This window comes from Vibrio sp. 10N.222.55.B11 (genome assembly GCF_041473705.1).
GTDB classification, from domain to species: domain Bacteria; phylum Pseudomonadota; class Gammaproteobacteria; order Enterobacterales; family Vibrionaceae; genus Vibrio; species Vibrio crassostreae_C.
The window spans coordinates 14334-40304 of record NZ_JBFRST010000074.1 but is presented as its reverse complement, the minus strand read 5'-3'; the positions used below and the strand labels follow the sequence as shown (position 1 = coordinate 40304).

27 protein-coding genes and 3 pseudogenes are annotated in these 25971 nt (G+C 43.1%); 20 read left to right on the top strand and 10 right to left on the bottom strand.

Annotated features, from left to right (window positions below):
- The first annotated feature begins 111 nt into the window (after nucleotides 1–111).
- From catB to AB4503_RS22870, 4 genes are all read left to right on the top strand, one after another.
- Nucleotides 112–744: a type B chloramphenicol O-acetyltransferase gene (gene catB, locus AB4503_RS22885; protein WP_372115765.1), complete on the top strand. Its 633-nt coding sequence runs from the start codon at nucleotides 112–114 to the stop codon at nucleotides 742–744.
- A 170-nt stretch (nucleotides 745–914) separates the two neighbouring features.
- Nucleotides 915–1166: a Rho-binding antiterminator gene (locus AB4503_RS22880; RefSeq protein WP_372115764.1), complete on the top strand. Its 252-nt coding sequence runs from the start codon at nucleotides 915–917 to the stop codon at nucleotides 1164–1166.
- 8 nt (nucleotides 1167–1174) lie between these two features.
- Entirely contained in the window at nucleotides 1175–1408 is a 234-nt protein-coding gene (locus AB4503_RS22875) for a hypothetical protein (protein ID WP_137001805.1), read from the top strand.
- A 48-nt stretch (nucleotides 1409–1456) separates the two neighbouring features.
- Nucleotides 1457–1906 (top strand): GyrI-like domain-containing protein, encoded by a 450-nt coding sequence (locus AB4503_RS22870; protein WP_372115763.1) that lies wholly within the window; start codon nucleotides 1457–1459, stop codon nucleotides 1904–1906.
- Between the two features lie 223 nt (nucleotides 1907–2129).
- On the opposite strand, the gene AB4503_RS22865 is transcribed toward AB4503_RS22870, so the two are convergent.
- A complete protein-coding gene (locus AB4503_RS22865) occupies nucleotides 2130–2720 on the bottom strand; it encodes a glutathione S-transferase (RefSeq protein ID WP_017061817.1) in 591 nt (196 codons plus the stop codon).
- A gap of 173 nt (nucleotides 2721–2893) precedes the next feature.
- Here AB4503_RS22865 and AB4503_RS22860 point away from each other — a divergent pair, with 173 nt between their 5' ends.
- Nucleotides 2894–5149, top strand: a complete 2256-nt coding sequence (locus AB4503_RS22860) for a peptidase U32 family protein (protein WP_017063916.1) — start codon at nucleotides 2894–2896, stop codon at nucleotides 5147–5149.
- A 187-nt stretch (nucleotides 5150–5336) separates the two neighbouring features.
- Here the strand turns inward: AB4503_RS22860 and AB4503_RS22855 are convergent, their stop codons facing one another.
- A complete protein-coding gene (locus AB4503_RS22855; RefSeq protein WP_017061819.1) occupies nucleotides 5337–5801 on the bottom strand; it encodes a thioesterase family protein in 465 nt (154 codons plus the stop codon).
- 180 nt (nucleotides 5802–5981) lie between these two features.
- Nucleotides 5982–7817, bottom strand: a complete 1836-nt coding sequence (locus AB4503_RS22850) for an ABC transporter ATP-binding protein/permease (RefSeq protein ID WP_017068343.1) — start codon at nucleotides 7815–7817, stop codon at nucleotides 5982–5984.
- 562 nt (nucleotides 7818–8379) lie between these two features.
- On the opposite strand from AB4503_RS22850, the gene artP reads away from it, so the two are divergent.
- The 5 genes from artP (at nucleotide 8380) to AB4503_RS22825 (ending at nucleotide 12786) form a co-directional block, all read left to right on the top strand.
- Nucleotides 8380–9108, top strand: a complete 729-nt coding sequence (artP, locus tag AB4503_RS22845) for an arginine ABC transporter ATP-binding protein ArtP (protein WP_032545343.1) — start codon at nucleotides 8380–8382, stop codon at nucleotides 9106–9108.
- 120 nt (nucleotides 9109–9228) lie between these two features.
- Nucleotides 9229–9960, top strand: a complete 732-nt coding sequence (locus tag AB4503_RS22840; RefSeq protein ID WP_004733839.1) for a lysine/arginine/ornithine ABC transporter substrate-binding protein — start codon at nucleotides 9229–9231, stop codon at nucleotides 9958–9960.
- 3 nt (nucleotides 9961–9963) lie between these two features.
- Entirely contained in the window at nucleotides 9964–10650 is a 687-nt protein-coding gene (gene artQ, locus AB4503_RS22835) for an arginine ABC transporter permease ArtQ (protein WP_017078229.1), read from the top strand.
- The gene (gene artM / locus AB4503_RS22830; protein ID WP_372115762.1) at nucleotides 10647–11315 is read left to right on the top strand and encodes an arginine ABC transporter permease ArtM; all 669 of its coding nucleotides are present in this window, start codon (nucleotides 10647–10649) and stop codon (nucleotides 11313–11315) included. Before artQ ends, artM begins: the two co-directional genes overlap by 4 nt.
- A gap of 340 nt (nucleotides 11316–11655) precedes the next feature.
- On the top strand, nucleotides 11656–12786 hold the full coding sequence (locus tag AB4503_RS22825; RefSeq protein WP_372115761.1) for a DUF4238 domain-containing protein: 1131 nt from the start codon (nucleotides 11656–11658) through the stop codon (nucleotides 12784–12786).
- A 135-nt stretch (nucleotides 12787–12921) separates the two neighbouring features.
- On the opposite strand, the pseudogene AB4503_RS22820 reads toward AB4503_RS22825, so the two are convergent.
- Nucleotides 12922–13059, bottom strand: a pseudogene (locus AB4503_RS22820) (IS110 family transposase); the annotation flags it as partial.
- 96 nt (nucleotides 13060–13155) lie between these two features.
- On the opposite strand from AB4503_RS22820, the gene AB4503_RS22815 reads away from it, so the two are divergent.
- From AB4503_RS22815 to AB4503_RS22770, 10 genes and pseudogenes are all read left to right on the top strand, one after another.
- On the top strand, nucleotides 13156–13791 hold the full coding sequence (locus tag AB4503_RS22815; protein ID WP_372115760.1) for a hypothetical protein: 636 nt from the start codon (nucleotides 13156–13158) through the stop codon (nucleotides 13789–13791).
- Between the two features lie 114 nt (nucleotides 13792–13905).
- Nucleotides 13906–14331, top strand: coding sequence for a hypothetical protein (locus AB4503_RS22810; RefSeq protein WP_372058637.1), 426 nt, complete (start codon nucleotides 13906–13908; stop codon nucleotides 14329–14331).
- 642 nt (nucleotides 14332–14973) lie between these two features.
- Nucleotides 14974–15171, top strand: coding sequence for a hypothetical protein (locus AB4503_RS22805; RefSeq protein ID WP_108192577.1), 198 nt, complete (start codon nucleotides 14974–14976; stop codon nucleotides 15169–15171).
- Entirely contained in the window at nucleotides 15168–15713 is a 546-nt protein-coding gene (locus AB4503_RS22800; RefSeq protein ID WP_372115759.1) for a GNAT family N-acetyltransferase, read from the top strand. The genes AB4503_RS22805 and AB4503_RS22800 overlap by 4 nt, the downstream gene beginning before the upstream one ends.
- A 112-nt stretch (nucleotides 15714–15825) precedes the next feature.
- Nucleotides 15826–16319, top strand: a pseudogene (locus AB4503_RS22795) (AAA family ATPase).
- 207 nt (nucleotides 16320–16526) lie between these two features.
- Nucleotides 16527–16949, top strand: a complete 423-nt coding sequence (locus AB4503_RS22790) for a hypothetical protein (protein ID WP_372115758.1) — start codon at nucleotides 16527–16529, stop codon at nucleotides 16947–16949.
- Nucleotides 16950–16963: 14 nt separating this feature from the next.
- Nucleotides 16964–17427: pseudogene (locus AB4503_RS22785) on the top strand (hypothetical protein).
- A gap of 104 nt (nucleotides 17428–17531) precedes the next feature.
- The gene (locus tag AB4503_RS22780) at nucleotides 17532–17936 is read left to right on the top strand and encodes a DUF1801 domain-containing protein (protein ID WP_372115757.1); all 405 of its coding nucleotides are present in this window, start codon (nucleotides 17532–17534) and stop codon (nucleotides 17934–17936) included.
- A gap of 194 nt (nucleotides 17937–18130) precedes the next feature.
- A complete protein-coding gene (locus tag AB4503_RS22775) occupies nucleotides 18131–18412 on the top strand; it encodes a hypothetical protein (RefSeq protein ID WP_017059577.1) in 282 nt (93 codons plus the stop codon).
- Nucleotides 18413–18490: 78 nt separating this feature from the next.
- Nucleotides 18491–19006, top strand: coding sequence for a GNAT family N-acetyltransferase (locus AB4503_RS22770; protein WP_372115756.1), 516 nt, complete (start codon nucleotides 18491–18493; stop codon nucleotides 19004–19006).
- Nucleotides 19007–19259: 253 nt separating this feature from the next.
- Here the strand turns inward: AB4503_RS22770 and AB4503_RS22765 are convergent, their stop codons facing one another.
- From AB4503_RS22765 to AB4503_RS22740, 6 genes are all read right to left on the bottom strand, one after another.
- Entirely contained in the window at nucleotides 19260–19919 is a 660-nt protein-coding gene (locus AB4503_RS22765; RefSeq protein ID WP_372115755.1) for a sugar transferase, read from the bottom strand.
- A gap of 9 nt (nucleotides 19920–19928) precedes the next feature.
- Nucleotides 19929–21116 carry a glycosyltransferase family 2 protein gene (locus tag AB4503_RS22760; RefSeq protein WP_372115754.1) on the bottom strand — a complete coding sequence of 396 codons (1188 nt, stop codon included), beginning with the start codon at nucleotides 21114–21116 and terminating at the stop codon, nucleotides 19929–19931.
- Entirely contained in the window at nucleotides 21113–22213 is a 1101-nt protein-coding gene (locus AB4503_RS22755) for a glycosyltransferase (RefSeq protein ID WP_372115753.1), read from the bottom strand. The genes AB4503_RS22760 and AB4503_RS22755 overlap by 4 nt, the downstream gene beginning before the upstream one ends.
- A 367-nt stretch (nucleotides 22214–22580) precedes the next feature.
- Nucleotides 22581–24005, bottom strand: a complete 1425-nt coding sequence (locus tag AB4503_RS22750; protein WP_372115752.1) for a GumC family protein — start codon at nucleotides 24003–24005, stop codon at nucleotides 22581–22583.
- Entirely contained in the window at nucleotides 24002–25120 is a 1119-nt protein-coding gene (locus AB4503_RS22745; RefSeq protein WP_136978473.1) for a glycosyltransferase, read from the bottom strand. The genes AB4503_RS22750 and AB4503_RS22745 overlap by 4 nt, the downstream gene beginning before the upstream one ends.
- Nucleotides 25113–25898 (bottom strand): DapH/DapD/GlmU-related protein, encoded by a 786-nt coding sequence (locus AB4503_RS22740; protein ID WP_017059585.1) that lies wholly within the window; start codon nucleotides 25896–25898, stop codon nucleotides 25113–25115. The genes AB4503_RS22745 and AB4503_RS22740 overlap by 8 nt, the downstream gene beginning before the upstream one ends.
- Between the last annotated feature and the right edge of the window lie 73 nt (nucleotides 25899–25971).

Here is a 25971-nt window from a genome sequence, read left to right as displayed (position 1 = left end):
GCGCGTTGCCCTTTACACTAAGATAAACAAGTTACAACAAGATAAACCAGTTAAAACCATAAACTCGCAACAAAAGTACCTAACTAAAAGAACGAAACTAAGAGTACAAACATGAAGAACTATTTTGAAAGTCCGTTTGTTGGAAAGCCACTCAAAGAGCAAGTGACCAACCCAAACATCATCGTGGGCGAGCACAGCTATTACTCGGGTTACTACCATAACCACAGCTTTGATGACTGTGCGCGTTACTTATTACCGGATAGAACCGACATCGATAAGCTGATCATTGGCAGCTATTGCTCGATTGGTTCTGGCGCCGTGTTTATGATGGCAGGCAACCAAGGCCACCAAAATCAGTGGGTGAGTACCTTCCCGTTCTTCTATCAAGACGATGAGAAGTTTGAAGGTGCGATAGACGGCTTTGAACGCTCGGGTGATACCGTGATTGGTAACGATGTGTGGATTGGCACAGAAGCCATGATCATGAGTGGTGTTAAGGTTGGTGACGGAGCCATCATCGCAAGTCGAGCGGTTGTGACTAAAGATGTCGCGCCATACTCGATTGTCGGTTCAAACCCAGCACGCCATATCCGTTATCGTTTCAATGAGACTGAAATCGCTCAGTTGCTAGAAATGAAATGGTGGGAATGGAGCGAAGAACAAATCAAAGGCGCAATGTCGCTAATGTGTTCTTCAGACATTGGTGGTTTGTACCATTATTGGAAAGGATTCTTGAAGCCTTAAATTGTCGTTCACAGATGAAATGTGAATGGTGAGAACGAGATTAAATTTAACAAATTACTCAATAATCTGATTATGGCAATGCGAATGTGATACGAGTAACTTATTGATTGTAAAGATATTGAATAGTATGGCATGTCGCATTAGCGTGGTGGATGAATTGGAAGGGTATTATGATTAGTTGCAACGATTACGATTATATTGAGATTGTGTGTATGCACCGATACCCAATCAAATTAACGCTGAAATCTGGCGAGCAGATTGAATGTGTCGGATTAGATACTCAACGCAATGATAGCCGTGAAGAGTGCATTAAGGTCAGTATTCAAGGTGTAGAACAACTTGTCGTACTCACAGACCTTTCCACACTAGAAGTTTGTGTCTACAACCCTCATTTTCAGCAGATTTCATTCAAAACGTCATAGGCTTTCAAATGAATAACACCATAGAACAATGCTATTGCACCGCATGCCGAGAAGATACACAGCACGTTGTGGTGTTGGTCAGAAAGACGAGTGCGTTTGCAGACAAACCTAACCAAAAGCGAAGTGAGTTTTGGGCAGGCATGATAAAAGGTTGGTTCCTTGGCCCATTTATCGCATCTATGGACGAATTTTCTCGTCATATAGTGTGTGAGAAGTGTGGTCACAAAGAGATTGAAGATTAGGTATCGATTCAATATGCTCAAACCATCGTTGGCTTAGGGATAAAACGAATGAAAGTAGAAACGATTGAAGCCGTAAAGGCGTATGGGTTTTCAGTAAGAACCACTAATCAGGATGAGGTTGACCCAACTAAAGCGAAGATAGGGCAATTGTGGCAGGGCTTTTTTGACCAAGCATTTCCGAAATTAACACCGGATTCAAAAGTGTATGGCGTTTACACGAACTACGAGTCTGACTTTACGGGCGAATTTGATGTTATCGCGTGTACTAATGCACTTACGGATCAGAATGTTGATACGCTTGTAGAAACCGAAATACAAGCAGGTAAATACTTAACGTTTTCTGCTGAAGGTGAATTACCACAAGCTGTGATCGACCTATGGGGTGAAGTGTGGGCGTATTTCAGCGCTGCTGACTGCCCACATGTGAGAACTTACACGACAGATTTTGAACTATACAAAGGTGAAACTGAAGTCGCGATTTCGATAGCGATTCAGTGATCAGGTTAAAATGAACAAAAGGCTTAGCTTAGACTGTGTTTGCCAGTTAAGAGACAGTAGTTACCGGTAAAGAGACAACGGAATCCCAGTTAAGCCTTTGAATATCTGTTCTTTACAAAGAAGATACAGTGTCACGTAACTACTTTAATACCTAGGAATTATCTATTCCAGAATTCCCCTAGATCACCCTAGATACCCTTAAGTCACCCAAAATTCTCTTAAGTTATCCAAAAAGACAATCTTGCTTGGTTTCATTCCACAAAGGGTATTGCTTCATGACTTGGGTGTAGAGCTTACTTTCAAGGTGCGCTCTTAACCAACGTCCTACGTTTTGATATTCCGATTTCACAAACCACTTCTTTTCGACTCGCACAAACTGACTGACGAAAGGCATCACCGCAAAATCGGCCAAGCTTGGGCTTTCTCCAAAAAAGTAGGGCTGATCGGTAAGTCGCACTTCTAACTGCTTAATGAAGGTTTCGCAGGCTTGTCGGCGTTGTTCAACATCGATGTTTCGGTAACGAACCGATGCACGATACCTTTCTAAGTGACCAATAAATTCTTCATCGTTGGTTTTAATGAGCTGCTGAACTTGTTCGCTAAGCGTTGGATTGCTTGAACGCAGAAGATCTTGAGGATCGTTTTGTTGAAGTGACCAGTTCATCACATCCAAGCTCTGTTCAATGACTTGTCCATTGGGTAACACCAATACAGGCACTGTTCCTTTTGGCGAACTGGCCAATAGTTCGCTAGGCTTGTCTTTGGTAACGATTTCTCGAAGTAACACTTTTTGCTGTGATAGTGCGATGCCCATTCGTCCGCGCATTGCATAAGGGCAACGGCGTAAAGAATAAAGGATAGGTAGATCGGATTCGTTCGGCATTATTGAGGTCATTTAGTTTGAAAAGTGTTGTACGGTGGTAAAGAGATCGTGATGTGGGTAGAATACGCGGCTTAAAAATTATAAGTAAGTGAGCGACTTCAAAAATGAGCAGAAAAATTGAGTTATTAGCCCCAGGTGGCGATGTAGAAGCGATAAAAGCCGCCATCGTAGCGGGTGCTAATGCAGTTTATTGTGGTTTAGACACATTCAACGCTCGTAACAGAGCCTCTAACCTGTCGTTAGACGAATTGAATGGTGTGATTCGCCTTGCTCATGAATACGGCTGTGAAGTGTTCCTGACTCTTAACGTTGTGCTACTGGAGCACGAGACTAAGAGCATCACCAAACTGCTGAACCAGCTTGTGAACACCAAAGTGGACGGCATCATTGTTCAAGACTTGGGTTTATTCAACCTGGTTAAGAAGCATTTCCCATCGTTAGACGTTCACGCGTCGACTCAGTTAACTACGCACAACGAAGGCCAGATTAAGTTCTTGTCTAAGATTGGCGCGACGCGCGTTAACTTGTCTCGTGAGTTGAACCTGCCTGAAATCAAGATGCTGACGGAAGTGGCACACGATCACGACGTATTAACCGAAGTGTTCGTACACGGCGCTCTGTGTATCGCATTCTCTGGTCAATGTTACTCAAGCTCAGTAAGTGTGGGTAACTCAGGTAACCGTGGTCGTTGTAGCCAAGCGTGTCGTGATGAGTACGAAATCACCAACGCGGGCAACAAGTTCCCACTTAACCTGAAAGATAACTCAGCTTACTACGACCTACCTGAATTGGTTGATGCGAAAGTCGACTCATTGAAAGTAGAAGGCCGTATTAAAGGCGCACACTACGTTTACACTGTGGTAGACACATGGCGTAAACAGATTGATAGCTTTGTAGAAAGTGGTTTGTTGATCGAAGACGATTCGAACCTACACAAAGTATTCAACCGTGATTTCACCAACTCTTTCCTAAAGGGCAACCTAACGAAAGACATGTTCATCGATAACCCGCGCGACAACAGCATGAACTACGCTGTTGAAAAAGCGACGGAGCAGAACAACGAAATCTCAGTTGTACAGATTCAAGAAGTGACCAACGAACTTCACCAAGCGAAAGACGTTCTTGGTAACGAAATGCGTGACAAGATCGAGTTCCTTGATATTCGCAAGACACCAGTAGCACTGTCGTTCAGCGCAAAAGTGGGTCAACCATTTACGGTGACTGTGAACACGCCAAAAGAGAACTTTACTCTTCAATCTAAATCGCTATTGAAAGCGGTTGAAGAGAAGGCGATTACTCAAGAGCTACTTGAGAAGCGCTTCAAAAACGTGAAGAGTGCAGTTCACACGCTAGAAAGCCACGACTTCAGTGAAGTGGATGCAGGCTTGTTGATTCCTCTAAAAGAAGTTTCAGACCTAAAAGACGAGATCGACTTCATTCTGAACGGCTCTGTGGAAGTGATTAAGCACGTTGAAGTGCCAGCACTGCCTCAGCACCCTAAAGTGAACGAGAAGCCGACTATGTCGATGCTTATCGCCGATGTAGAAGACTTACACCTGTGTGACGTGACTGACGCGGATGTTTACTTCAAACTTCCAGAAAGCTTCAAGAAGCGTTGTAACAAGTACATCGACATCTTGGCAGCAAACCCACGTTTGATTCCTTGGTTCCCAGCGGTATTGATCGGTAAAGATTACGACGAAGCGGTTCGTATTCTTGAAGAGATCAAGCCAGCTCGCATCGTAACCAACAACACGGGTATTGCTTACAAAGCTTACGAGATGGGTATTGAGTGGGTTGCAGGCCCGTTCATGAACACGACCAACTCTCACGCACTGGTTACTCTGAAAGAAGAGCTGAACTGTGCAGGCGCATTCATTTCGAACGAGATCAACAAAGGTCAGATTCGTCATATTCGTCGCCCAGAGAACTTCAAACTGTTCTACAGCATTTACCACCCAATCTTGATGATGACCAGCCGTCAGTGTTTCTTCCAAAGAACCGTGGGTTGTAACAAGCCAAGCATCGAAGCAGGTTGTATGTTGAAGTGTGAGAAAGCGACCACGATTACCAACGTGAAAGGCATCTCTTTTGCGGTTGATAAACAGAAGGGTGGCTACCCAAGCATTTACAACCACGAGCAGTTCTTGAACCACGACGCAGTAACTGACTTCTCTGGTCTGTTCGACGAGTTCTTCATTGACCTAACCAACATCGGTGCAGGTTCTAAAGAAGTGAAAGACAAAGTTGAGCTTATCAAGCATTTCGAAGCGCTACTGAACGGCGTTGAAGGTTCACAACAGAACCTAGAGCAGATGGTTGAAGTTCGAACTAATGCTCAGTACGTGCAAGGTCTATAGCGTACAAGTTTTATAGGGTTCAATGTCTATGGGCTGTAAGGCTTATAGCTTCTAACGCAAAGAGCGTTCAAGGTTTATAACGCTCAACCGCTTATAAGCACTCTGAACCAATAAACAAAAGGCCACTCAATCGAGTGGCCTTTTTAATGTCTGAAACTTTCTCAATCTTTCTCAACCAACGAATACGTTATTCTGTCACGGCTTCTTGTTTGAAGCATGGGCTTTTCAACGTGTTCATCTTTTCGATTTCATTGGTTAAGCGCAGCGAGAGCAGGGCTTTCTGGTTCGAAGCAAAATCAAACATCACGATAGTCGCAGTGCCAACGGTCGTCAGTTTCTGTTGAGCCTTACTGACAATCGCGTATTCCATGGTGAATCGGTCATCTTGAATATCGGTAACACGTGAGCCGACCATCAAGGTATCTGGATACGTGACTGGGCGGAAATACTTACAGTAAGTGTCACCAAGAACAGGACCAACTTTGGTAATCGCCATCTCTTCCATCAGCTCGACGTGCTTGAAAAAATCTAAGCGAGCGGTTTCGAAATAGCGAAAATATACAGCGTTGTTAACGTGATTGAGTGCGTCCATTTCTCCCCAAGCGACAGGGATTTCTGTTACTACTGGGTAGTCAGATAATAGTGCTTCCATGCGAACTCTCTTATTGTTATCTGTGTAATTAACGTTATTTACTTATCCTTCATCGGAATAAGTTGTTATTGGAATAAAAACCCTACCGCTAAATTAACAAAACTGCAACACGCGTGATTTAAGTTTTTGAAGCTTGAAACCACACAATGTCAGTGACTTAGTTGCACATCCACTCAATAGTTAGGCACTAAGGTGTTTGAATTGCAGCTCAACCAAGCGTTGGTACAATTCGCAGCTATTGATGAGAGACTGGTGGTCGCCGATGTCTACTAGTTGTCCTTTATCGAGCACCGCAATTTGGTCGGCGTGTTTAATTGTTGATAATCGATGGGCGATAATGATCGTCGTTCTGCCACGCATTAACTCTTCTAACGCTTGTTGTACGTGATGCTCACTTTCACTGTCTAGTGCGCTGGTTGCTTCATCCAACAATAGAATATTTGGATCTTTCAAGATGGCACGTGCGATAGCAATACGTTGTCTCTGCCCACCAGAAAGCCTTACACCACGTTCACCAAGAAAGCTGTTGTAGCCATCAGGTAGGTTTTGAATGAACTCGTGTGCGTGCGCTTTCTTCGCCGCTTCGATCACTTGCTCGTCTGTTGCCTGCGGGTTGCCATAGCGAATGTTATGGAACACATCGTTACTGAACAGAGCAGGTTGTTGCGGTACCAATGCCATCTGCTTTCTTAGCTCGTTAGGATCAAACTGATTCAGTTCAACACCGCCTAATGTGACCTTACCCACTTGTGGGTCGTAGAAACGTTGCAGCAGTTCGAACAGGGTAGTTTTACCTGCGCCAGACGGGCCAACCAGTGCCAACACTTTGCCTTCATGGGCAGTAAGCGTGAGGTTGCTTGTTGCGGGTTGGTCCGGTCTTGATGGATAACAGAAGGTCACATCATCAAATGCAACTTCTGGCGTTACGTTAGCAAGCGAAGTTGGATTCGCAACTGGCGCAACAATATGGCTTTCAACTTGTAGGATCTCGATTAATCGCTCGGTCGCACCTGCCGCGCGTTGCAGTTCACCCATCACTTCAGAAATCGTACCTAACGATGAAGCAACCATAATTGCGTAGAACACAAACGCCGCTAAGTCACCAGCCGACATAGTGCCGTTGATAACATCACTGCCGCCAACCCAAAGCATGCCTGCAATAGCACTAAATACAATCACGATAACGCCAGAAATAAGAATCGCGCGCTGTTTTACACGCTGGCGACCAATCTCATACGCCTTTTCCACTTCTACCGCGAATGATGCTTTCTCTTGCTCTTCTCGGCTGTAGCTTTGCACCGTTTTAATGTGCTCAATTGCCTCACCTGCGTAAGAACCCACATCAGACATGGAGTCTTGGCTTTGGCGAGATAGGGCTCTTACACGGCGCCCATAAACAAGGATCGGAATCAAGATAAATGGCACCGAGGCCAATACAATCAACGTCAGCTTAATATTGGTCGCAAACAGCATGATGATTGCACCAATACACATCAACGCGCTGCGCATCGCCATAGAGAACGATGAACCTATGATGCTTTGAAGCAGAGTAGTATCCGTGGTGATTCGCGACATGATGTCGCCACTGCCATTGGTTTCAAAGTAACTCGGGTGCAGCGTCACCACGTGATTGAAAACCGACAGGCGTATATCCGCACTTACTCGCTCACCAACAGAAGAGACCAAATAGAAGCGGAAGAAGGTGCCAATCGAGATCAGCACGACCACCACCATGATGAATTGAATCGCGCTGCCTAAGTCTGACAACGATTGTTGGCTGAAGCCTTGGTCGATAAGAAGACGAATACCGTGTCCGACTGAGAGGGTTAAGCTCGCCGTGAAGATCAACGCGATCAATGCGGCAATAACACGGCCTTTGTAAGGCTGAATGAATTTGCTCAGCTCAAACAAAATACTGAGGCTTTTTTTCTCAGGTTTGGGGTCTGGCACTTTTTGAGTAGAGCGCTGAGTCTGTCGCTGGTTTGAGTCGAGCGTAGAAGAGACATCGTTTTGCATATGACTGCCTTAATGTGTTGTCGCTTTAAAAATAGATGGCTTGTTGCTTATGGCTAATTGCTTATGGTTTATGACTTATTGCCTGTACTGCGCGTTGTTCGCTGGGCAGTCATTGTTGTTGAGAATCGAACCCATTAAAGCATTTATTGCGCTGTGACGCTCCCTAGGAAACTCAATTTCCAATATTTCCTCATCATTAAGTGAATAATTCGAAACAACCTTAAAGGAAAACTAAGCATTCTGATCCAGTCAGTTGGATAGGAAACCAAGCTATTTAACCCTAATTTTTATGCAAGTAAATTAGCGTTGATAGGAGAGTGCACACATAAACAAGCAACCGTGCGATGATTTATAAATTGATAGCAAAACGTTTGCTATTTATCTCGATATTAGCTTTATCAATGACTTGTGAGTTTTGGTTGTAAGACCAGTTATAGCGACTGTTTTTTGTGGAATGTTTGTTACAAAAATTCAACAAAGTAGTTTTTTATACATTTTTCTTGCATAAAACCTCGGATTGAATAGAATAACCAACAAATGACAATTAATGCAGTATTGTGGCATGAGTATTCAAGTAAAGAGCATCAACAAATCATACGGTGATACCCAAGTTCTTCACGACATCAGTTTCGACTGTGAGAGCGGCGAAACCTTGGTATTGCTTGGCCCAAGCGGCGCGGGCAAGAGTTCATTACTGCGTGTATTGAACCTGCTTGAAATCGCGGACAACGGCGAATTAGACATTGCGAATGAGCAATTCGATTTTTCAAGCCAAATCCAAGAGAAGCAGGGGCTTAAACTTCGTCGTAAAGTCGGCATGGTGTTCCAGCAATACAACTTATGGCCACACATGACGGTGATGGAAAACTTGATTGAAGCACCAACCAAAGTGGCGGGTTTGGATAAGCAAGAAGCGATTAAGCAAGCGCAAGAAGTCCTAAAGACACTTCAACTTGCCGACAAAGCAGACGCTTGGCCACTTCAACTGTCTGGCGGTCAACAACAGCGTGTTGCGATTGCACGTGCGCTGATGATGAAACCGGATGTGTTGTTGTTTGATGAACCAACAGCGGCGCTTGATCCTGAGATCACCAACCAAGTCGTGAGCATTATTAAAGAATTGAGCGGAACGGGCATTACCCAAGTGGTCGTGACGCACGAAGTCGACTTCGCGAAGAAGATTGCTAGCCACGTTCTGTACCTAGAGAAAGGGTACATCGTTGAACACGGCACCAGCGATTCATTCGTTAATCCGCAGACACCTGAGTTTGCTGAATATTTGACTCATTAAGTAAGTCACGTATTAAAAGAAAGTTGACTCACTAGATTTAGCTAAACACAACATCAATTAAAACAATCAAATTATAAGAATGGCCACAGGCCGCTATCAAACAGTATTCGGAGTAACAAAATGAAAAAGATTCTACTAGCTTCACTTATCGGCCTTGCTTCTTTCAACGCAGCGGCGCAAGAAGAAATCAAATTCGCAATGGAAGCAACATACGCACCATTCGAATACATGGATGAGAACAACCAAATTCAAGGTTTTGACGTAGACTTAGCAAACGCACTTTGTGAAGAGTTGAAAGCAACGTGTACTTTCCACAACCAAGCATTCGATAGCTTGATCCCTGCACTTAAATTCAAACGTTACGATGCAGCTATCTCGGCAATGGACATCACAGAAGCGCGTCTTAAACAAGTGAACTTCTCTAACGCATACTACGATAACTCTGCAGCATTCATTTCTTTCGAAGGCAAAGTAGCAGACCAAGCAGCACTAGAAGGTAAGCGTGTTGGCGTTCAAAACGGTTCTACTCACCAGAGCTTCCTACTTGAGCAAATGACTGGCGTAACAGCGGTACCTTACTCAAGCTACCAAGATGCATTCATCGACATGAAGAACGGTCGTATCGATTCTGTATTCGGTGACACAGCCGTTGTAGCAGAATGGTTCAAGAAAGAAGACAACCTAACGTACGTAGGCGACCAAGTAACAAACCAAGAGTACTTCGGTAACGGCTTTGGTATCGCAGTAAACAAGAGCAACCAAGAACTTGTAGACCAGCTTAACGTTGCACTTGCAGCAGTGAAAGCGAACGGCGAATACGACAAGATCTTCAACAAGTACTTCGGTAAGTAATTTATGGAATTAACGGGTTACTCTTTAGGGCTCGTCGAAGCAAGCTGGATGACTGTTCAGCTTGCGTTCGTAAGCCTATTGGTTGGATTGGTTCTAGCAGTTTTGTTTGCAAGTGGTGAGATGTCTCGTCGTATTGCAATCAAATGGCCAACGACTGCATTTGTGACGATTGTTCGTGGTTTACCAGAAATTCTGGTCGTACTGTTTATCTACTTTGGTTCGACACAAGTTCTGTTCATGATCACTGGCGACTTCATAGAAGTGAGCCCGTTCTTATCTGGTGTTGTTGCACTGTCACTTATCTTTGCTTCTTACGCTTCGCAAACCTTGCGTGGTGCATTAAAAGCAGTAAGCAAAGGGCAGAGAGAAGCAGCAAGCGCGCTTGGTATCTCTCAATCACGTTCATTCTTTCGTATCGTGTTACCTCAAGCGGTAAGACACGCACTACCAGGGTTAACCAACCAATGGTTAGTGTTACTGAAAGACACTGCATTAGTTTCGCTAATTGGCGTAACAGATTTGTTGAAACAAGCACAACTAACATCCGCTGCAACGCACGAAGCATTTACTTGGTACGCGACAGCAGCAGCAATCTACTTGGTCATCACTTTAATCACACAAAGATTGGTAAAAGTGATTGATGGTAAGTTCTCTATTCAAGGTTTGGGTAACAAAGGGGCAATGGCATGAATCAACAATACCTCTCTCAAATGCTTGAAGGCTTAGTGACCAGTCTTCAACTCACAGGTGCTTCATTGCTGGTTGGTTGTATCTTGTCACTGCTGATGACGGTAACGCTAATCCTAAGAATACCTGCGTTTCACTGGTTCACTCGTGGCATCATCACGCTGTTCACTGGCACACCATTATTGGTGCAGATCTTCTTGGTGTATTACGGCCCGGGTCAGTTCGATTGGATTCGTGAAAGCTTCATGTGGACTTGGTTAAGCCAACCTTGGTTCTGTGCAATGTTAGCATTAGCTTTGAACACTGCCGCATACAGCACGCTACTGTTCAGAGGCGCATTCAACGCCATTCCAGCAGGGCAGTGGGAAGCATGTCGTGCACTAGGCATGGACAAAGTAGCAACGCTTAAAGTGTTACTGCCATACGCTTTACGCCGCGCCGTTCCAGCTTACTCGAACGAAGTGATTCTAGTCTTCAAAGGTACGTCACTGGCAAGCACCATCACCATCATGGACTTGATGGGCTACGCTCAGCGTATCAACGGCCAAACCTACGACACACTAACGGTGTTCGGTATTGCTGGCGCATTCTACTTAGCAGTAAACGGCATATTAACGCTGATCTTCCGTCAGGTAGAGAAGAAAGCCCTCGCATTCGAAGCCGCGTAAGCTAGCCACACACAAGCTTAACTAACGTATAAAGCCTGCCATTTATGTTCGCATAGATGGCAGGCTTTTTTGTGTTTTGGGGCATGTGTAAGGGGACTGTGTTTATATCCAGTTGGTCGGGGTTTTTACGAAATTCATACTATATAGAAATATTCTATATTTTGTTATTCGATGTGCCTATCTATGCTTTAAGTCACTGAAATAACGAAATTAATTGTGCTAGAGTGCTATGCATATGAAACTAGATTGAATAATTCTATATTTAAATGCGGGGTTTTTCGGTCTAGTCGCTGTTAAGGCTCTAAGTTCAATTCGGCGTATAGAAATATAAAGGATACAAATGGGCGAAATTACTATAAATCAGCATTATGTACCTCGTTTTTTGCTTGATGGGTTTCGAGTTAATTCGGTAGCTGAAGATCTAGCAAAAGTTAATGTTCTTCGAATCAGAAATAACAAGCTATTGTTTAACCAGTCAGTGAAAGAGGTATTCTCACAGAACTATTTCTATGATAAGGATAATTTCATTGAAAACTTTATTGAATCGCATATTGAAACGCCTTCATCTAAACTAATTAATCAATTTCGCAGTGGTGCTTTTCATAGTTTAAATGTTGATTGTCAATGTTTGACGAAATTTTTATGTTGTCAGCTAATGAGAACTCAAGAAGCCTTGAACGAAAGCTTGAGGTATAGTGAAGAACATACTTATCATATTGCTGAAGAGTTGCTTGAACAAAATGAAATTGCATATGAAGATGATGTGCGAGACCTATTTTCTATAGAGTTCCAAGATCGTGATGCTAAGCGAAGTGTTATAGCCCAATTAGTTCTTGATAGTGTATTGATTTCGAAGGGTATGGAAGATTTGAGATTCCATATTTTAGTTAATGAAACTAGTGAAGATTTTATTATTTCAGATCACCCAGTTATTAAGTATAACTGGTTCTATAAAGATTTGAGTGCTCTTGGTGTTGCTGGTTTGATGAATAAAGGAGTTCAATTATTCCTTCCACTATCTCATAGGCTATACCTGTGTGCCTATGACTCGACTGTTTATAAATATGGGGCTAAAAATAGTGACGTCTCCGAAGTTTTAAGCCTTGAAGACGTGCGGTTTTTAAATACTATTCAAGTTAGAAATGCCAACGATCTAATTGCGTTAGGTGGTACTTTTGATGAAAGAGAGATCCGTAATCTGGTAACTAAGTATTATGGTCAAAAACTTAATGTAGTTGATAGTTTGGGGTTAGGTATGACCGATGCAAGTTCGCAAGTTGAACGGACTGTGTTGGGAGCGGTGTATTACACTCAGCGTAATCTATTGGATAAGCCTAGTTTCTTTAAAGTGTTAAAAAAATCTAAGATCTACCAAGATGAACTGACTGTAAGAGATCCTTACTTGGTCGATGGAGTCAATATGTTGTTTCAGTATAGCGCTCAACAAAGGCATCAAAGATTCGAGCCTTAACAAACGACTATGGCGTCAATGATTAATTTTTGGCAGTGTTTTCATCCCACATGGCGCCATCTCTCAGCATAGAGTTAAGAGTCACAACCATCTTTCGAACACATTCGAGTGCGATTGGGGCGACACCAATGACTGTATATTTGCTATTGAAGTCTGTAGTTTAGAGCGGGTTGCTGACTTATGAAGTATTACCTTACCATTTTGGTCTTCGGCATGAAGACTGAAGTGGTTTTTAGCTAGGTCGATACCGCAGAAATAAGAATAATCAGACATGGTGCCTCCGATGCATTTAAGTACCACATAAGTGTGGCAGATCCTCGGTAGGGGGAATCCATGTCATTCGTTAGGCTTCAAGGAGGAAGCAACAAAATGAAACGACAGATTGCTTGGGCACTTCTTCGCCTTGGGTTCGTTGCGATTCTCTATCTGCCCATAGCGTATACGTTCCTAATACTTATCGAAACTTCGCGCCCTCGATTCCTAGAAATGAACTGGGATGCTTATATTTGGCTTACCGTGTTTCTATTGGTCATAGGTTACTGCTTTCTTCGCTTGTCGCTTACAAAAGAGTTCGGGAAACTGTTTTTAGTTAGTGTCCTTGGGGTTTCAGTACTAATGATGTATGAAGGTCAATCTTATGCTTTTGATTCTCGTAATATATCGGCAAACACTTTGTATGTGGCGTTCCTATTTTTGATTTCCGGAATCCATTTTGTAGTGCCTACAAAATGGACGAAGCCATTGTTGTTTTTGCTACCTGTTAGTGCGTTGGGTTGGTTCCTAAGAATGTCTGTATATCAACCAATTTGCTTTTCTTATGAGGTATATTTAAGCAAATCAACAATGAGTTCGGAACAGTACGATAAGGTTGTGGATCTGGTTTTACAAAGCGTTCCAACGACGTTTGTAGGTGGCTCAATGGCATTTGGGTTGCTACTTCCATATTGGTTTGCTTTGTATGGTTCTAATCCAACTTCAACATATAAAAGCCTAACAAAACGCTAAACCAGACACTTCACGCTTGGCAATTTTGCTTCGCAAAAGTATACGCCAAGGTGCTGTGCAGGTTAGCTAGACGTTTAGCGTCATGCGCTACTCCAACTTGAGAAGGTAGTACAAGTGGAAACTAGAGTTAAAAAGTCGGTTCGGTATCTTACCTTGGGTATTCTTATCTACCCGTTTCTTTACATGATACTCAATTTTATTATCCCGATTCTAATGGCGATTTTGGGCGAAGTTGGTCGCTCGTTAGTTGAAATTCTTGAATATTTCACTTGGTTTATAATGCCTTTTTTTTCGGTGCTCTATTTGTTAGCTTTCTATCATTTTTCACCCATGTTAGGTAAGTGGCATCAATGGGTTGGGTATGCTTTGGTTTTTGCCGCTGTGCTAATGGAAATAGCGATGCCCTGGATGGAATCTGGTCTGGTGTTTAAGACAGCATCTTTTCTATGTCAGCTTTTCGAGATAGGCATTTTGGTTAGTTGCCTGTTCGTTTTTAGCAATAAGTTGAGGCCAAATTCTGAGCTTGGAAGTAACGTATAGCAAGTCTGAGCCTCATCTTACTAGATTGGAGTGCTTATTATCCATCCGAGCTGTTCAAGAGTGATTCACAACACACGGCATTTTAACTATGCCTTTGTATTAGCCATTTAAGAAGTATAAGGCTGCTTCGGCATTGCGTTACTCCGCCTTGAACAGGGCGCACCACTCATCGTGTTGAAATTCATATTGCATCCCCGTTTCAGGGTAAATCGAGACCTATTTCCTTGCCTGAGAAATGAGCAAAAGTAGTATGTGCTTTAGAACTCTACTTCTTTAGTCAATTTTTCAGGTAATACGTGAAATACTTCTGATCATACCTACAGTTTTTTTAACTAAATTTATTGGTTTGCAAATGGGATTCACCTATAACCTGTTTTCAGACCCGTTCAGTCTTAAAGTTGCTCTGATTGACCTTGGTTTATTTGTCTTTGTCGGTGCACTTCTTAGTTTTATTTACGACAAGGTCAAACATGCACTCAAGAACGTCAGGAAAAATTAGCCTGACATAGCACTGAAAACGGATGCTCAACGGCGTTATTTTCGGCTTACTTCAATTTCAGTGTTTATGTAACAATGGTTTAAGGTCTGGTCATAACGTCACTCACACCTATACATAGTGTTGCTTTCTACGAGGGGATGAACATGAAACAAGGAATTTTAAAGAATCTGAAGCTGGCATTAGGTGTTGGTTTTGGTGTTGCCATCCATCAGTACTTTTTTATGACGGATGGTGCGTTTGATTTCTATCGACCACTTGTGGCTTTTGCTTTTACGTTTGTAGTTAGCAGTATTGGTACACTTCTAAAAGAAAGAATCATGCGTAAGAAGGAGATTACATGAGAATATCGGAAGCCGTTCTGTCGGATTTAGAATCCTTTTTCGAATACATAGGAGCACAGCTTCTTGAGAATGCGGATGATAACTCTCCACTTTTCCAACCGATCTCTAAAGAGAATTGTGTAGTTTCAGAACGATTTAAAGACAAGTTTCGAAATGGTTTTGAGGCAAGCCTTGGTGAACATGGCTGGAGAAAGCTCTGGGTAATCAAAGACTCTAAGGAACGAGTGTTTGGTCATATAGACCTACGTCATTACGGTGAAGAGTATAAGTTTCATCGTGTGCTTCTCGGCATGGGTGTTGATTCAAGTCTAAGAAAGCAAGGGTTGGGTGTAGAACTGATTAAGCGCGTGACTGAGTTTTGTAACGAAAGCCCAAGTATCGATTGGTTAGATCTAAATGTTCTCTCGAATAATCTTCCTGCAAAAAATTTGTATTTGAAATGTGGTTTCGAAGTGATTGGAGAAGTCCCAGATTGTTACCTTATAGAAGGGCAGACTGTGTCAGAAACAATGATGACACTATGCACAAGAAGTTCCGGGTAAGAACGCTTTTAAGAATAAATTATGACACTTGGCATCCTAAGCTTATGTTAGTGCTTAAGCTTGGTGTCAGTGCTTTTACACGGCAACTCTACCTAGAAGCAAAAGAGGAATCATGACAAAAATCTACTTCGTATGTGGCTTTATCGGTTCGGGTAAAACGACTTACTCTAAAGCGCTTGCAGAAAAGCATGGTGCCTTTCGTTTCTCGATTGATGAGTGGATGATTCCTTTGTATGGAGAGCATATGGAGCGCATATGGAGCGTGAAGATTTTGACCGCCGGCTGGCTGCGCTACAAGGGTTATTCAAGGAGTCTGCAATGCAGCTGTTTTCCTTGGGTGTTCCGGTGATTTTTGACTTTGGTTTTTGGCGTAAATCTGATCGGGATTCTTTTACAAGCTGGGCATCAAACCTAGGCGTGGGCAGCGAAGTTCACTACCTTGATGTCCCGTTTGAGACTTGTAAGGAGAGGGCATTCAGCCGCAACTCGGAACTTAATGGTAAGTCTTATGAGATGACACCTGAAATGTTAGATCTGTTTTGCTCTTGGTTTGAGGTTTCCACTTCAAATGAAAATGTTATTTGGGTTCAACAGCAAGCTCAATAAGGTATGTAGTTAGGCGCGAAGGTGAGTGGCGTTTTTGTTATCTAGCTTGTGTTCTAAGTCTCACATTACATTGGGTTTGTGAAAGTCTGAGTCGTCCATCGAATAGTCGTGTAACAAGGGCATTTCTCATGCCGTATTTTTGGTAATTAGTTCTTCCTGTCGATTATCGAATTTGTCCTAAACCCACTATTAAGGCAGGGAACCCCAATGAATAGAACGCTATGGTTCGCACTCATTTCGCTTTTGTTTTCAATGACAATGGTATTTTGTACATACAGTTATGGAACAGAGAGCCACGTTGAAGTAATCACACTCACTTTAGTACTGTCGGGCCCTCTGATTTTGACCTTTGCGCTCGTTGTCATTTTTTGTGGCGCACCAGTCATTAGCAAGTACAAGTTACTTGGAACTGTCGCAATTTGTGTGCATGGATTTACAGCATCACTGCATGTGCTGTGGAACGGATTTATGTTTGTCGATGTGATAAATAAACAAGGCTTAGGCCCGGGACAAGGTTATTCTGGTTTGATACTTTGGGTTGGTAGTCTCAAGGCGATGCTACTTGGTTTGGTTGTGGGAGTATGCCTGCATTACTCACTACGATTATTTAGAAAGGCCGCAGTAAGATAGCTGTTGGCTAGTTAATGGGGTGTTCGTTGTCTATAGGAGTTGTCGCTGTGTTTTATAGTAAGGAATTCAACAAGGGATTGCTGCTCATCCTTGTTGCGATAAGTGCTTTCATTGTCGTTACCTCGGATAATAACCCTGGGACATTAATCGCTCACGCCATCAATGGTTTAATTGCTTTGCTCTTTTTCTCCATGACCATTGAGGTCAAAGACAATGTACTAAGCTGGTATTTCGGTTTTGGGTTTTGGCGTAAGAATGTAGAAGTGTCAGACATTACCGAGACAGCGTTCTATCAAAGCAAGTGGTATCAAGGTATTGGCATCCGAATGCTGAGCGATGGCTGGTTGTATAATGCATCGATAGGTTCAGCGCTGAAGTTAAGCCTAAACAATGGAAAGCATGTTTACATTGGTTGTAAGGATACGGACGGTTTAAAGCTGGCCTTGAAACCGCTAACGAACAGATAAACGAAAAATGATTTATTAGGCTTGGCACTTTTCGTTTAAAGTTGGGCTAATGTTTAAGGTTCTATGCTTTAAGTGAGCTGGACTTTAATATCACAACAAATGAATCGGAGGTTGAATGGACAGAGCAATCAAAACACATTTCGACGAGTATCCCGATGATGTTCGAGCTCGGCTTGAAGAGTTGCGTTCATTAATCTTTGAGCTTTGCTCTGATTTGGAACTAGGTGAAGTCGAAGAGTCTCTGAAATGGGGCGAGCCGAGTTACAGCGTTAAGACGGGCAGTCCAATTCGAATCGATTGGAAATTAAAATCGCCAAACAACTATTACTTGTTCTTTAACTGCCAAACTAAGCTAATCGACACATTCAGAGAATTGCACGATGGCACATTGGTATTTCAAGGTAATCGTGCAATCGTCTTGAAACTGACTGAACCACTTCCCGAGGCACCAATCAAGCAGTGCTTGGAGTTAGCCTTAACTTATCAGAAACGAAAACATCTCCCACTTCTTGGCGCGTAGTTCTTATATGTTGTCATTATATTTCTTAAACAGGTTTTCTGTGTTCTAGCTATCACTCTTTAAAGTGCTAAGACTGTACCATCTTGATTAGTATCAAGAGGCTAGGGAATCTCTATAACCAACGCTGATTGTATTGCTTACCGTTTAAAAAGGTGTTCTAGTCACCTTGTATTTCAAACTTAAAAGGAAGTTGTATGAATTTAGATAAAGCCAAAAAACGTATCGCAAAGCAGGTTAAAAAAGGCGACCACGGATACCCAAAAATCACGTTAGCGTATTACGGGACGACCAAAGATCTCGCAACGGAAGTCGCGGTTCAATTTATGCTGGGTGAGGGCGATGGTGTTCAAGAAGAGCGTTTTTCTTGTGAAACCGAAATCCGAGATAATGAATTAGTTCAAACGACGTTACTCAAGATAATCGAGCGAGCAAATGTTAACTCAGTGATTGAAGTTGAAGGCGTGGCTGTTCTTTAGTTTGCTTTAGCCTGGAAACGAAGCCAACACGAGAACTCAGGTGTATAATCCACATTTTTATCGAATTAGGCAGGACACATGGCGATCTCGTTTGAAACTCAAAGACTAAAAGTAGAAGAAGTTGCAGGTGAACTTATTGTTCCTGAACGTTCGGTTCTGCTAGAGAGAGTGCCTGACATTCTAACCTCGTCAGTAGTTGAAAACCTTCCTCCATACTTTCACGGTATTGTGTCACGTGAACTGGCTGAAATCTGGCTCGATCGAATGTTGTCGGAGAGCCGCTTACTTCAAGTGAAATCCAATGATAATCAATTGATTGGTTTTCTGTTCGCTTATGTAGAAGACGAAAGTGATGCTCATATTGGCTACTTGCTTGCAGAAGAGTTCTGGGGCAAGGGTTTCGCGAGTGAGTTACTGAAGGGTTTCATCACAGAAGTCGCAAAAACCGAGTTATGGTCCACACTGATTGGCGGTGTCGACCGTTCAAACATAGCCTCTACACACTTACTTAATAAGCTAGGTTTTGTTGAGCAAGCCTCTGACGAAAGTGCCGTGGTTTTCTATGAATATAAGCTTTCTCGCCTTAACTCTTAATTCTTAACTCTGAGCTCTCAGCTCTTAATTTCTAATCCCTAACTCAAGCCACATCTGCGTTATACATTCATTGCCAATGTTTACGTCAATTGATAGGGAAGAAACCTTATTACACCATTCAACTGAGAACCGAGAGCAGCGAGTCTAGTTAACGTGGGCTAATTCGGCACTCTGTGTTTCATTAGCGACTCTCCAATCGCCCCCTAAGGCTTTATAGAAAACAGGCTTTGTATCCACATTAGACCATACTGGTTTAGCGACCTCGACCATCTACCATTACGATGATTGTTTTAGAGATGATGCTGAGATCAGCGGCAATCCAAGACTTAACCGAACATAGGCTTAGTGCATAACTGTGGTCAAAACCTACTTTACGACGTACATCATCAATACAGGTGTCGTAACCTTGATTTACTTGTGCAAGCCCTGTAATACCAGGCATTACGCCGTATGTACGGTCAGCAAAGTAAGGGATTTCGTTCTCTAGTTTGGTGTAAAAAGTAGGGCGTTCAGGGCGTGGACCAATTAGAGACATTTCACCTTTCAATACATTGATCAGTTGTGGCAGTTCATCAAGACGTGTCTTTCTCAAAAAGCGGCCAACAGGCGTGATTCGCGGGTCATTCGCGGTAGCCCAAACTGCACCAGAGCGAGTTTCTGCATCCTCGTACATGCTACGGAATTTCATGATCTCAAAGATTTCCATTTTCTCCGGTGTCGATTTACCAACGCGCAATTGACGGTAGAAAATAGGGCCACGAGAAGTGAGTGCAATCGCCATCGCAATCAACGAAAATACGGGCGCTAGCAAAATCAAAGCAATCAGTGAGCTTACAAAATCGAAAGTACGTTTAGCACGTGAGATTTTGTATTGGTATAGGTTTTGGGTAGATAGCTGTTCGATGTTCATCATAATAAGTCCTTAATGATTTGCTCGTGTCCAAGGTGAGTTTTCTAGTCCGATTAGGTAACGAATGCCACCAATGAAGTTGGCGTAGTGTCCAACTATCAAATAAGAGATTAATGAAATAGGTTTGTTTACTAGACGCTTTGGCAAGATGCAGCCAAGGACGCCAATGGTATAAACGGTAACTTGAGCCCATAACAGCGCTTCAAATACCAAGTAGTTGCTAAGTAAGATTGAGCACACTAAGCACACAATCATTAAATAGGGAGTGAGTAGGCGAAGTCCTTTTCCTGAAAAGAACGCAAACGCGATGCCTTTAAACTTCGGGCTGAACAAGGCAAATAATCGAATCGCTTGTTGCATGTTGCCCGCTGAAATACGAAGTCTTCTTTTGAAGTCTGTTTCTAGGTTCGATTCTTCTAGCTCTAATGCCACCATTTGGGTTTCGTATTCGGCGATGTAACCTTGTTTAACGATTTGCATCGGTAAGATGAAATCATCATTAATAGTGTTGAGTGGAAGCAGTTCAAACAGGTGTGTTCTAAACAAGTAGAAAGCGCCATGAGAACCCAAGCTAGAACCTAATGAAGCCTCAGACTCTTTAACCGTGGTTTGGTACTGCCAATACGTGTTTTCGCCTTCATTGCCTGTTGGACAAAGTTGATACGTTGCGTTTACCACTCCAACCTTGTCACTTTCAAAATGAGCGGCAGCTATAAGCAAAGCATCCAATGAAATAAGGGCAGAAACATCACTCATCGCCGTGATATCACTGGTTATACGTGTCACTTCTTCATTAACAACCGCGACTTTACCTCGGTTTACTTGATGGTCATGTATCTCAAAATAGACATCACTGCACATCGCTTCTTGTATGGTCATTTGTGCAATGGCGACTGTGTTATCAGTGCAACCATCGCAAGCGATAATGACTTCCAACTTCTTTTTTGGGTAATCGAGTGAAGCAAGGTTACGAATCTTGTCTGCGATCCACTGTTCTTCGTTAAATGCAGGAACAAGAACGGTGATGGTCGGCAACGTGCAATCTTGCTGTTCCTCTTTGTAGCAACGATGACTCTCTTCAACTTTGCGTGCGGGGTGGCTTTTCGCATACCAACGCAGTAACAAAGGGTAGGCTGCGTGATGATAGACAATCAACGCACCTGAAAACAAACAAAGTCCCGCAAGCAACCAATCAATCATGCGTAAGCTCCTTCTGAGATGTCGTTGTAAGACGAAACCATTTTGATGATGTCGAAGTTCTTAAGAACATAGTGTCGAGGTGATAAAAAGCGTTCATTTTGATTCTCTAACAAGGCATTGGCTAATCCCGTGATACTGCCTTTTTTAACGAGGGCGCCGCTGACTGGACATAAGGTTTCATCGACAGCTCCTACATTCATTGCGACGGTTGGAATATTGCATGCTTGAGCTTCAAGTGTAGAAAGCGGCAGCCCTTCGTGGCGTGAAGGTAGGCAGAACGTATCCAACGCTCCGTAAAACGTGGTCATGTCTTCAACTAAGCCAAGAAAGATGACTCGGTCACTCAGATTCAAGCGGCTAGTCAGTTGCTCTAGTTGATTGCGTTTAGTACCGCCGCCAGCCAATGCGACAACCATGTTTGCAGGTAAAAGAGTCAGTGCTTTAATAAGTTGGTCTTGGCCTTTGACATGTTCTAGTCGACCTGCACAACCGATGATGTGTTTGTCTGTCGGCAGGTTTAGTTTTGCTCTCGCGTGTTCTTTCGACATTGGCTTAAACTTCTCACAATCAACGCCATTTTTGATGGTAATGATGTTCTCATAAGAAAAAGCAGTGCGTAGTTGGTTATAAACACGTGTCGCGTCGGCAACTAACGTTGGTTGAGCAGCTTTTAAAGCAAGCGCTTGTAATCGACGACGTTTGTTGTTGTTCAGATGCCAAGCGTCATGTTCGGTATGGATTCGAGTTGGAACCCCGGTTACGCGAGCGGCATAACCAGCGTATAACAGTGGGCCAATATGATGGGTATGAACCACATCAGGGCGAATCGCGTTGAAGGCTTTAATTAGCTTAATAATGATATTGAATTGTACGCCTGGTGCTTTATCCAAAAAGACGATTTGCTTTTTGTATGGCTCTAGCTTCGGCCAGTTGTTTATAGACTCTTGTTTAGTACCCTCTAAACTGACAATCAACACTTGGTCTGTTGGTTTAGCAAGGCGGAGCAAATCCAGAGTTAGGGTTTCTAATCCACCCGGTGCAAGGTGCTGAACAACGTGTATGATCTTTTTGCCATGCTTCGTTAAATGCGTATTCATAGTTTGGACCCTGCCTTTATAATTGTTGTTTCGCCTTTCTGACGTTTCTCTTGAAGTAACTTCTTTAAAACGTTTAACTACACAAGGAGATTGCAGGAGTTGTGCCAATTAAATAACCGTTATTTTTCAGTTGTTTAGATTATTTAATTCTAGGGCAGTTTTCATTTCTCAAAATGGGAATCAAAACAAAATACAATTGAATGGCAGTTTGAATCATAGGGCTTGGGTAAATCGAAAGTAGCATTAGAACTTGGGGCTCTAAATAAACAAAACGCCAACCGAGTGTTGGCGTTTTGCTCTAGGATGCACGAAGCTTGGAAATTAGAAAGCTGTGAATCTAGCAAGTCAAAAATGGCTTTGAGGCTGACTAGCTCATTTTAGGGATCACCGTTATCACAGGGACACCCAAGATATCTTCGATTTCGTCTTTGCGTTTGATTGAAGAATCAAACAGTTCAAACAATACCGCTAAACCAATACCCAAACCGATACCTGCAACGAATCCAGCCAGAATAAAAACAAAAGTCGGCATGTTAGATTTGACACTCGGTGTGAAAGGCAAATCGATAATCTTCACACGTTTGTTTTGCTCGAATACACCAAGCGAACCCGTTAGTTGAGCCATTTCATAACGCTCTGTCAGTTCATCATATAGTTGACGTTTGATTTCAACTTGACGTTTAAGGCGGTACATCTCTTTTGCATTTTCGCCGAAGTTATTGGCCTTGTGTTCTAATTCGAAAATCATAGTTCGAAGGCTTTTGGTCTCTTCAGTTAAAGACTCAAAGCGAGCACGAACCAGCTGTAGACTGTGTAATTGAGTGACCAGAAGAGGTTGGGTCTCAGAAAGTTTGTTCAGTGTCGTACTACTTGCGATGTCCCAAAGCTGGTCGCTGTTCATCGTTGGCTGGGTTACCTCGAGCAAACTCTTACGTTCATTCTCTAGTCTGTCTAGCTCACGCACTTTAGCTTGCACAGCACTGTGCTTGTCCGTGTATTTAGCTTGTAACAAGGTAAGGTCGCTACGAATGTCGATGATCTGGTCTTCTAATTTACCGATCACAGGGTTGGTTCTTGAAAGTTGTTGGTCGATTGACCCTAAACTTTTTTCGACACCCGATAACTCGGCCTCTTTTTCTGCCAGTGTTTGTTTGAGTGAAGCTAAGCGATTCAAACTTTGGCTCTGTACCTCAGGCGTCGAATGAACATTCTCATTCATGTATGCAGCTAGCGCTTCTTCTGCTTCTGCAAGCTCTGCGCTACGTTTGTCTATATGGATTTTCAAGAAGTTACTTGAATCTTCAATCGATGAACGTTCCGGTGCGAGTAACTGTTCAATGAAATGTTCACTTACCGAGCGCAGCGTCGCTTCCATTCCATTTGGTGTGTTCGACGTTAGACTTATCTTTAGAAAATCTTTTCCAAGCTGAGTCACCGTTAGACGTTGAGACAGGTCAGTAATGATCTCTTGTTTCTCAATTTCAGGCATATCTGGCGTGGTTAATTGCAGTTCATCAGCGACCGAGTAAAGCACATGTCGACTGTGAAGCAGTGTTCTCAATGCGTTAAGTCGATCTTTGAGCATCGTCGAAACGGCAATGTCTTCCAAGAATGGATTCATCTTGGCCGTTTCTTGAATCAACATACTGGTATGCGCGTCATATTTAGTTGGAGCCAACTTGCTCACACCAAAGCCTACAAAGGGCAAAATAAGCATTGGCAGAACGATAACGTAGCGTTGGCGCCACATCGCATTGATGATGACTAATAACCGCAATTTCAGATTATTCATAATAGCTCCAACATCCAATGTACGAAGTTACCGCGGTTCTGCCAGCTCTCTTGTTCGACGACAGAGATAGGTGAGTTGCTTAGCTCGCGTGCATGATCAAGCGCCCAAATCATTTGGTTGGCACTGCCAACCGTGGTTACGTGCCCTTGATATGGAACCAAAGCAGGGAACGGTGTTGTGATAATGGGTGTGCCCGCCGCAAGGTATTCCATTAGTTTGAGTGGGCTACACGCTCGGATCTGCTCGTTATCAACAAACGGCAACAAGCTCACATCCCAGTGTTGAGAATAGCTTGGTAGCGTGTGGTGTGGACGAGGGCCAAGGTAATGTACGTTACTCAACTTAGGTAGCATGAGCGTATCAAGCTCGTTTGGACCTATGAAAACAAAGTCCCATTCCGGCATCGCATTCGCAACATGATCAATCATTTCATAATCAAGCCACTTAGAAAGGCTGCCATAAAAACCAGCAATAGGGCGGTGGTTGCTTGGTAAATCTTTTGCTCTTGGTGCGGGTGTTGAAAATAGGTCTACGTCGACACCATGTGGTAGCAAGTGCGCTTTATGCTTTGGAAATTTACCCATCAATTTTTTGCTAGCCGCGAATATAAGCGTTGATTTTTCGATTAGCTCTGATTCGTGCTGTGCAACGGTGTCATGATCAACACCAGCCAGCGCGCTAAAATCATCACCGCAGTAATAGACCACAGATGACTCGCCTAAGTGTCCGCACAAATCAACAGCGGTCGGAAGAGAAGTCCATAGGATAGGCGCGTTCAGATTAAGCTCCGCAATAATCGGTTTTAGTTGGTGCAACATCATTTGCTGAGCCAACTTTCTAGAAAATTTAGAAGCAGGCGCAGGGATTGTCTTTAAGTTAACGATAGTAATGTTGTCGTGTCCCTCAGAGTCGAGCATGTTTTGAGTAACGGCTTTGGTTTTACCAAACAACTTGTTGAACGCTCGGCTGGCATCTTTAGCGGACAGCTTCGGTTGTCTTAAGCCAATAGAGTTGACCCATAAGACTTTGTGTTGCTTAGCAAGGTGACGAACTAAATGTTGAGTCGATGAAGGTAGGCCACCAAAGTCTTCACCAAATACGATTAAATCACGCATGGTCACCTCCATGAGTCTCTAACGAATCGAACATATCGGATTCTGTCACTTCAACGGGTTTAATGTGACCGACAACTCGAGCTGGGTTACCGCCTGCGATTGCAAAAGCCGGGATGTTCTTTGTTACTACGCTGCCTGCGGCTATTACGGCACCTTCGCCGATGGTTACGCCACCTTTAACCGTCACATTCGTGCCTAACCAAACATCGGGTTCAAGAATGATGTCACCGATTTGCTGAGGGTCGTCACCTTCACCTAGCGCTCGGCGTTTTGCATCAAGCGGGTGTCCAGAGTATCCAAATAGAAAAGCGCCGCCTGCGATTCGTACGTTGTCAGAGATAACCACTTTACCTCCAACAGCGATAGTCGACTGCCAACCAATGTCGACGTTATTGCCAATCGACAATAGTGGGTGTTCCAAGCCTTCAAGTTGTTGAGTACAACCAGAGAATGTCGTGTGGCCAGAGATACGGCAGTTGTCGCCAATCGTAATTTGCACCGGACCGCTGACGAAAGGCAGTCCACCATACAAATACAGGCGTTTGCCACATTGAGCCACACGACCTTTGAAAGCCGGAGTCCAGTAGAAGAATCGCGTAAAGCCAGAAACCAGATTCACCACTAGCTTGTGCGCTTGATATAGACAGCGATTAAATAGTTTAGGGGTAGGTAGCTCTGCGCTTCTGATGTTTTTCAAAATGAAAAACACATTTCTAATTCGAGAATTAGGATGAAACTTAAGCCAATGTTTGAATTGATGTATAGATACTGACGTCATAATGAAAATCCTCTTTTTTGTTATATAGAAGTACTTTCATATATTGTGCCATCTAATAAATATAATATTTTCA

Excerpts from the sequence above, each read along its gene's own strand:
- AB4503_RS22780 (WP_372115757.1), top strand. The coding sequence starts at position 17,532 with ATGGACAGAGCAATCAAAACACATTTCGACGAGTATCCCGATGATGTT.
- AB4503_RS22815 (WP_372115760.1), top strand. The coding sequence starts at position 13,156 with ATGAAACGACAGATTGCTTGGGCACTTCTTCGCCTTGGGTTCGTTGCG.
- AB4503_RS22790 (WP_372115758.1), top strand. The coding sequence starts at position 16,527 with ATGAATAGAACGCTATGGTTCGCACTCATTTCGCTTTTGTTTTCAATG.
- AB4503_RS22765 (WP_372115755.1), bottom strand. The coding sequence starts at position 19,919 with ATGATGAACATCGAACAGCTATCTACCCAAAACCTATACCAATACAAA.
- AB4503_RS22840 (WP_004733839.1), top strand. The coding sequence starts at position 9,229 with ATGAAAAAGATTCTACTAGCTTCACTTATCGGCCTTGCTTCTTTCAAC.
- AB4503_RS22770 (WP_372115756.1), top strand. The coding sequence starts at position 18,491 with ATGGCGATCTCGTTTGAAACTCAAAGACTAAAAGTAGAAGAAGTTGCA.
- AB4503_RS22760 (WP_372115754.1), bottom strand. The coding sequence starts at position 21,116 with ATGATTGATTGGTTGCTTGCGGGACTTTGTTTGTTTTCAGGTGCGTTG.
- AB4503_RS22750 (WP_372115752.1), bottom strand. The coding sequence starts at position 24,005 with ATGAATAATCTGAAATTGCGGTTATTAGTCATCATCAATGCGATGTGG.
- AB4503_RS22775 (WP_017059577.1), top strand. The coding sequence starts at position 18,131 with ATGAATTTAGATAAAGCCAAAAAACGTATCGCAAAGCAGGTTAAAAAA.
- AB4503_RS22755 (WP_372115753.1), bottom strand. The coding sequence starts at position 22,213 with ATGAATACGCATTTAACGAAGCATGGCAAAAAGATCATACACGTTGTT.
- artQ (WP_017078229.1), top strand. The coding sequence starts at position 9,964 with ATGGAATTAACGGGTTACTCTTTAGGGCTCGTCGAAGCAAGCTGGATG.
- artM (WP_372115762.1), top strand. The coding sequence starts at position 10,647 with ATGAATCAACAATACCTCTCTCAAATGCTTGAAGGCTTAGTGACCAGT.
- AB4503_RS22825 (WP_372115761.1), top strand. The coding sequence starts at position 11,656 with ATGGGCGAAATTACTATAAATCAGCATTATGTACCTCGTTTTTTGCTT.
- AB4503_RS22850 (WP_017068343.1), bottom strand. The coding sequence starts at position 7,817 with ATGCAAAACGATGTCTCTTCTACGCTCGACTCAAACCAGCGACAGACT.
- AB4503_RS22800 (WP_372115759.1), top strand. The coding sequence starts at position 15,168 with ATGAGAATATCGGAAGCCGTTCTGTCGGATTTAGAATCCTTTTTCGAA.
- AB4503_RS22860 (WP_017063916.1), top strand. The coding sequence starts at position 2,894 with ATGAGCAGAAAAATTGAGTTATTAGCCCCAGGTGGCGATGTAGAAGCG.
- artP (WP_032545343.1), top strand. The coding sequence starts at position 8,380 with ATGAGTATTCAAGTAAAGAGCATCAACAAATCATACGGTGATACCCAA.
- AB4503_RS22745 (WP_136978473.1), bottom strand. The coding sequence starts at position 25,120 with ATGCGTGATTTAATCGTATTTGGTGAAGACTTTGGTGGCCTACCTTCA.
- AB4503_RS22880 (WP_372115764.1), top strand. The coding sequence starts at position 915 with ATGATTAGTTGCAACGATTACGATTATATTGAGATTGTGTGTATGCAC.
- AB4503_RS22875 (WP_137001805.1), top strand. The coding sequence starts at position 1,175 with ATGAATAACACCATAGAACAATGCTATTGCACCGCATGCCGAGAAGAT.
- AB4503_RS22805 (WP_108192577.1), top strand. The coding sequence starts at position 14,974 with ATGAAACAAGGAATTTTAAAGAATCTGAAGCTGGCATTAGGTGTTGGT.
- AB4503_RS22855 (WP_017061819.1), bottom strand. The coding sequence starts at position 5,801 with ATGGAAGCACTATTATCTGACTACCCAGTAGTAACAGAAATCCCTGTC.
- AB4503_RS22865 (WP_017061817.1), bottom strand. The coding sequence starts at position 2,720 with ATGGGCATCGCACTATCACAGCAAAAAGTGTTACTTCGAGAAATCGTT.
- AB4503_RS22740 (WP_017059585.1), bottom strand. The coding sequence starts at position 25,898 with ATGACGTCAGTATCTATACATCAATTCAAACATTGGCTTAAGTTTCAT.
- catB (WP_372115765.1), top strand. The coding sequence starts at position 112 with ATGAAGAACTATTTTGAAAGTCCGTTTGTTGGAAAGCCACTCAAAGAG.
- AB4503_RS22870 (WP_372115763.1), top strand. The coding sequence starts at position 1,457 with ATGAAAGTAGAAACGATTGAAGCCGTAAAGGCGTATGGGTTTTCAGTA.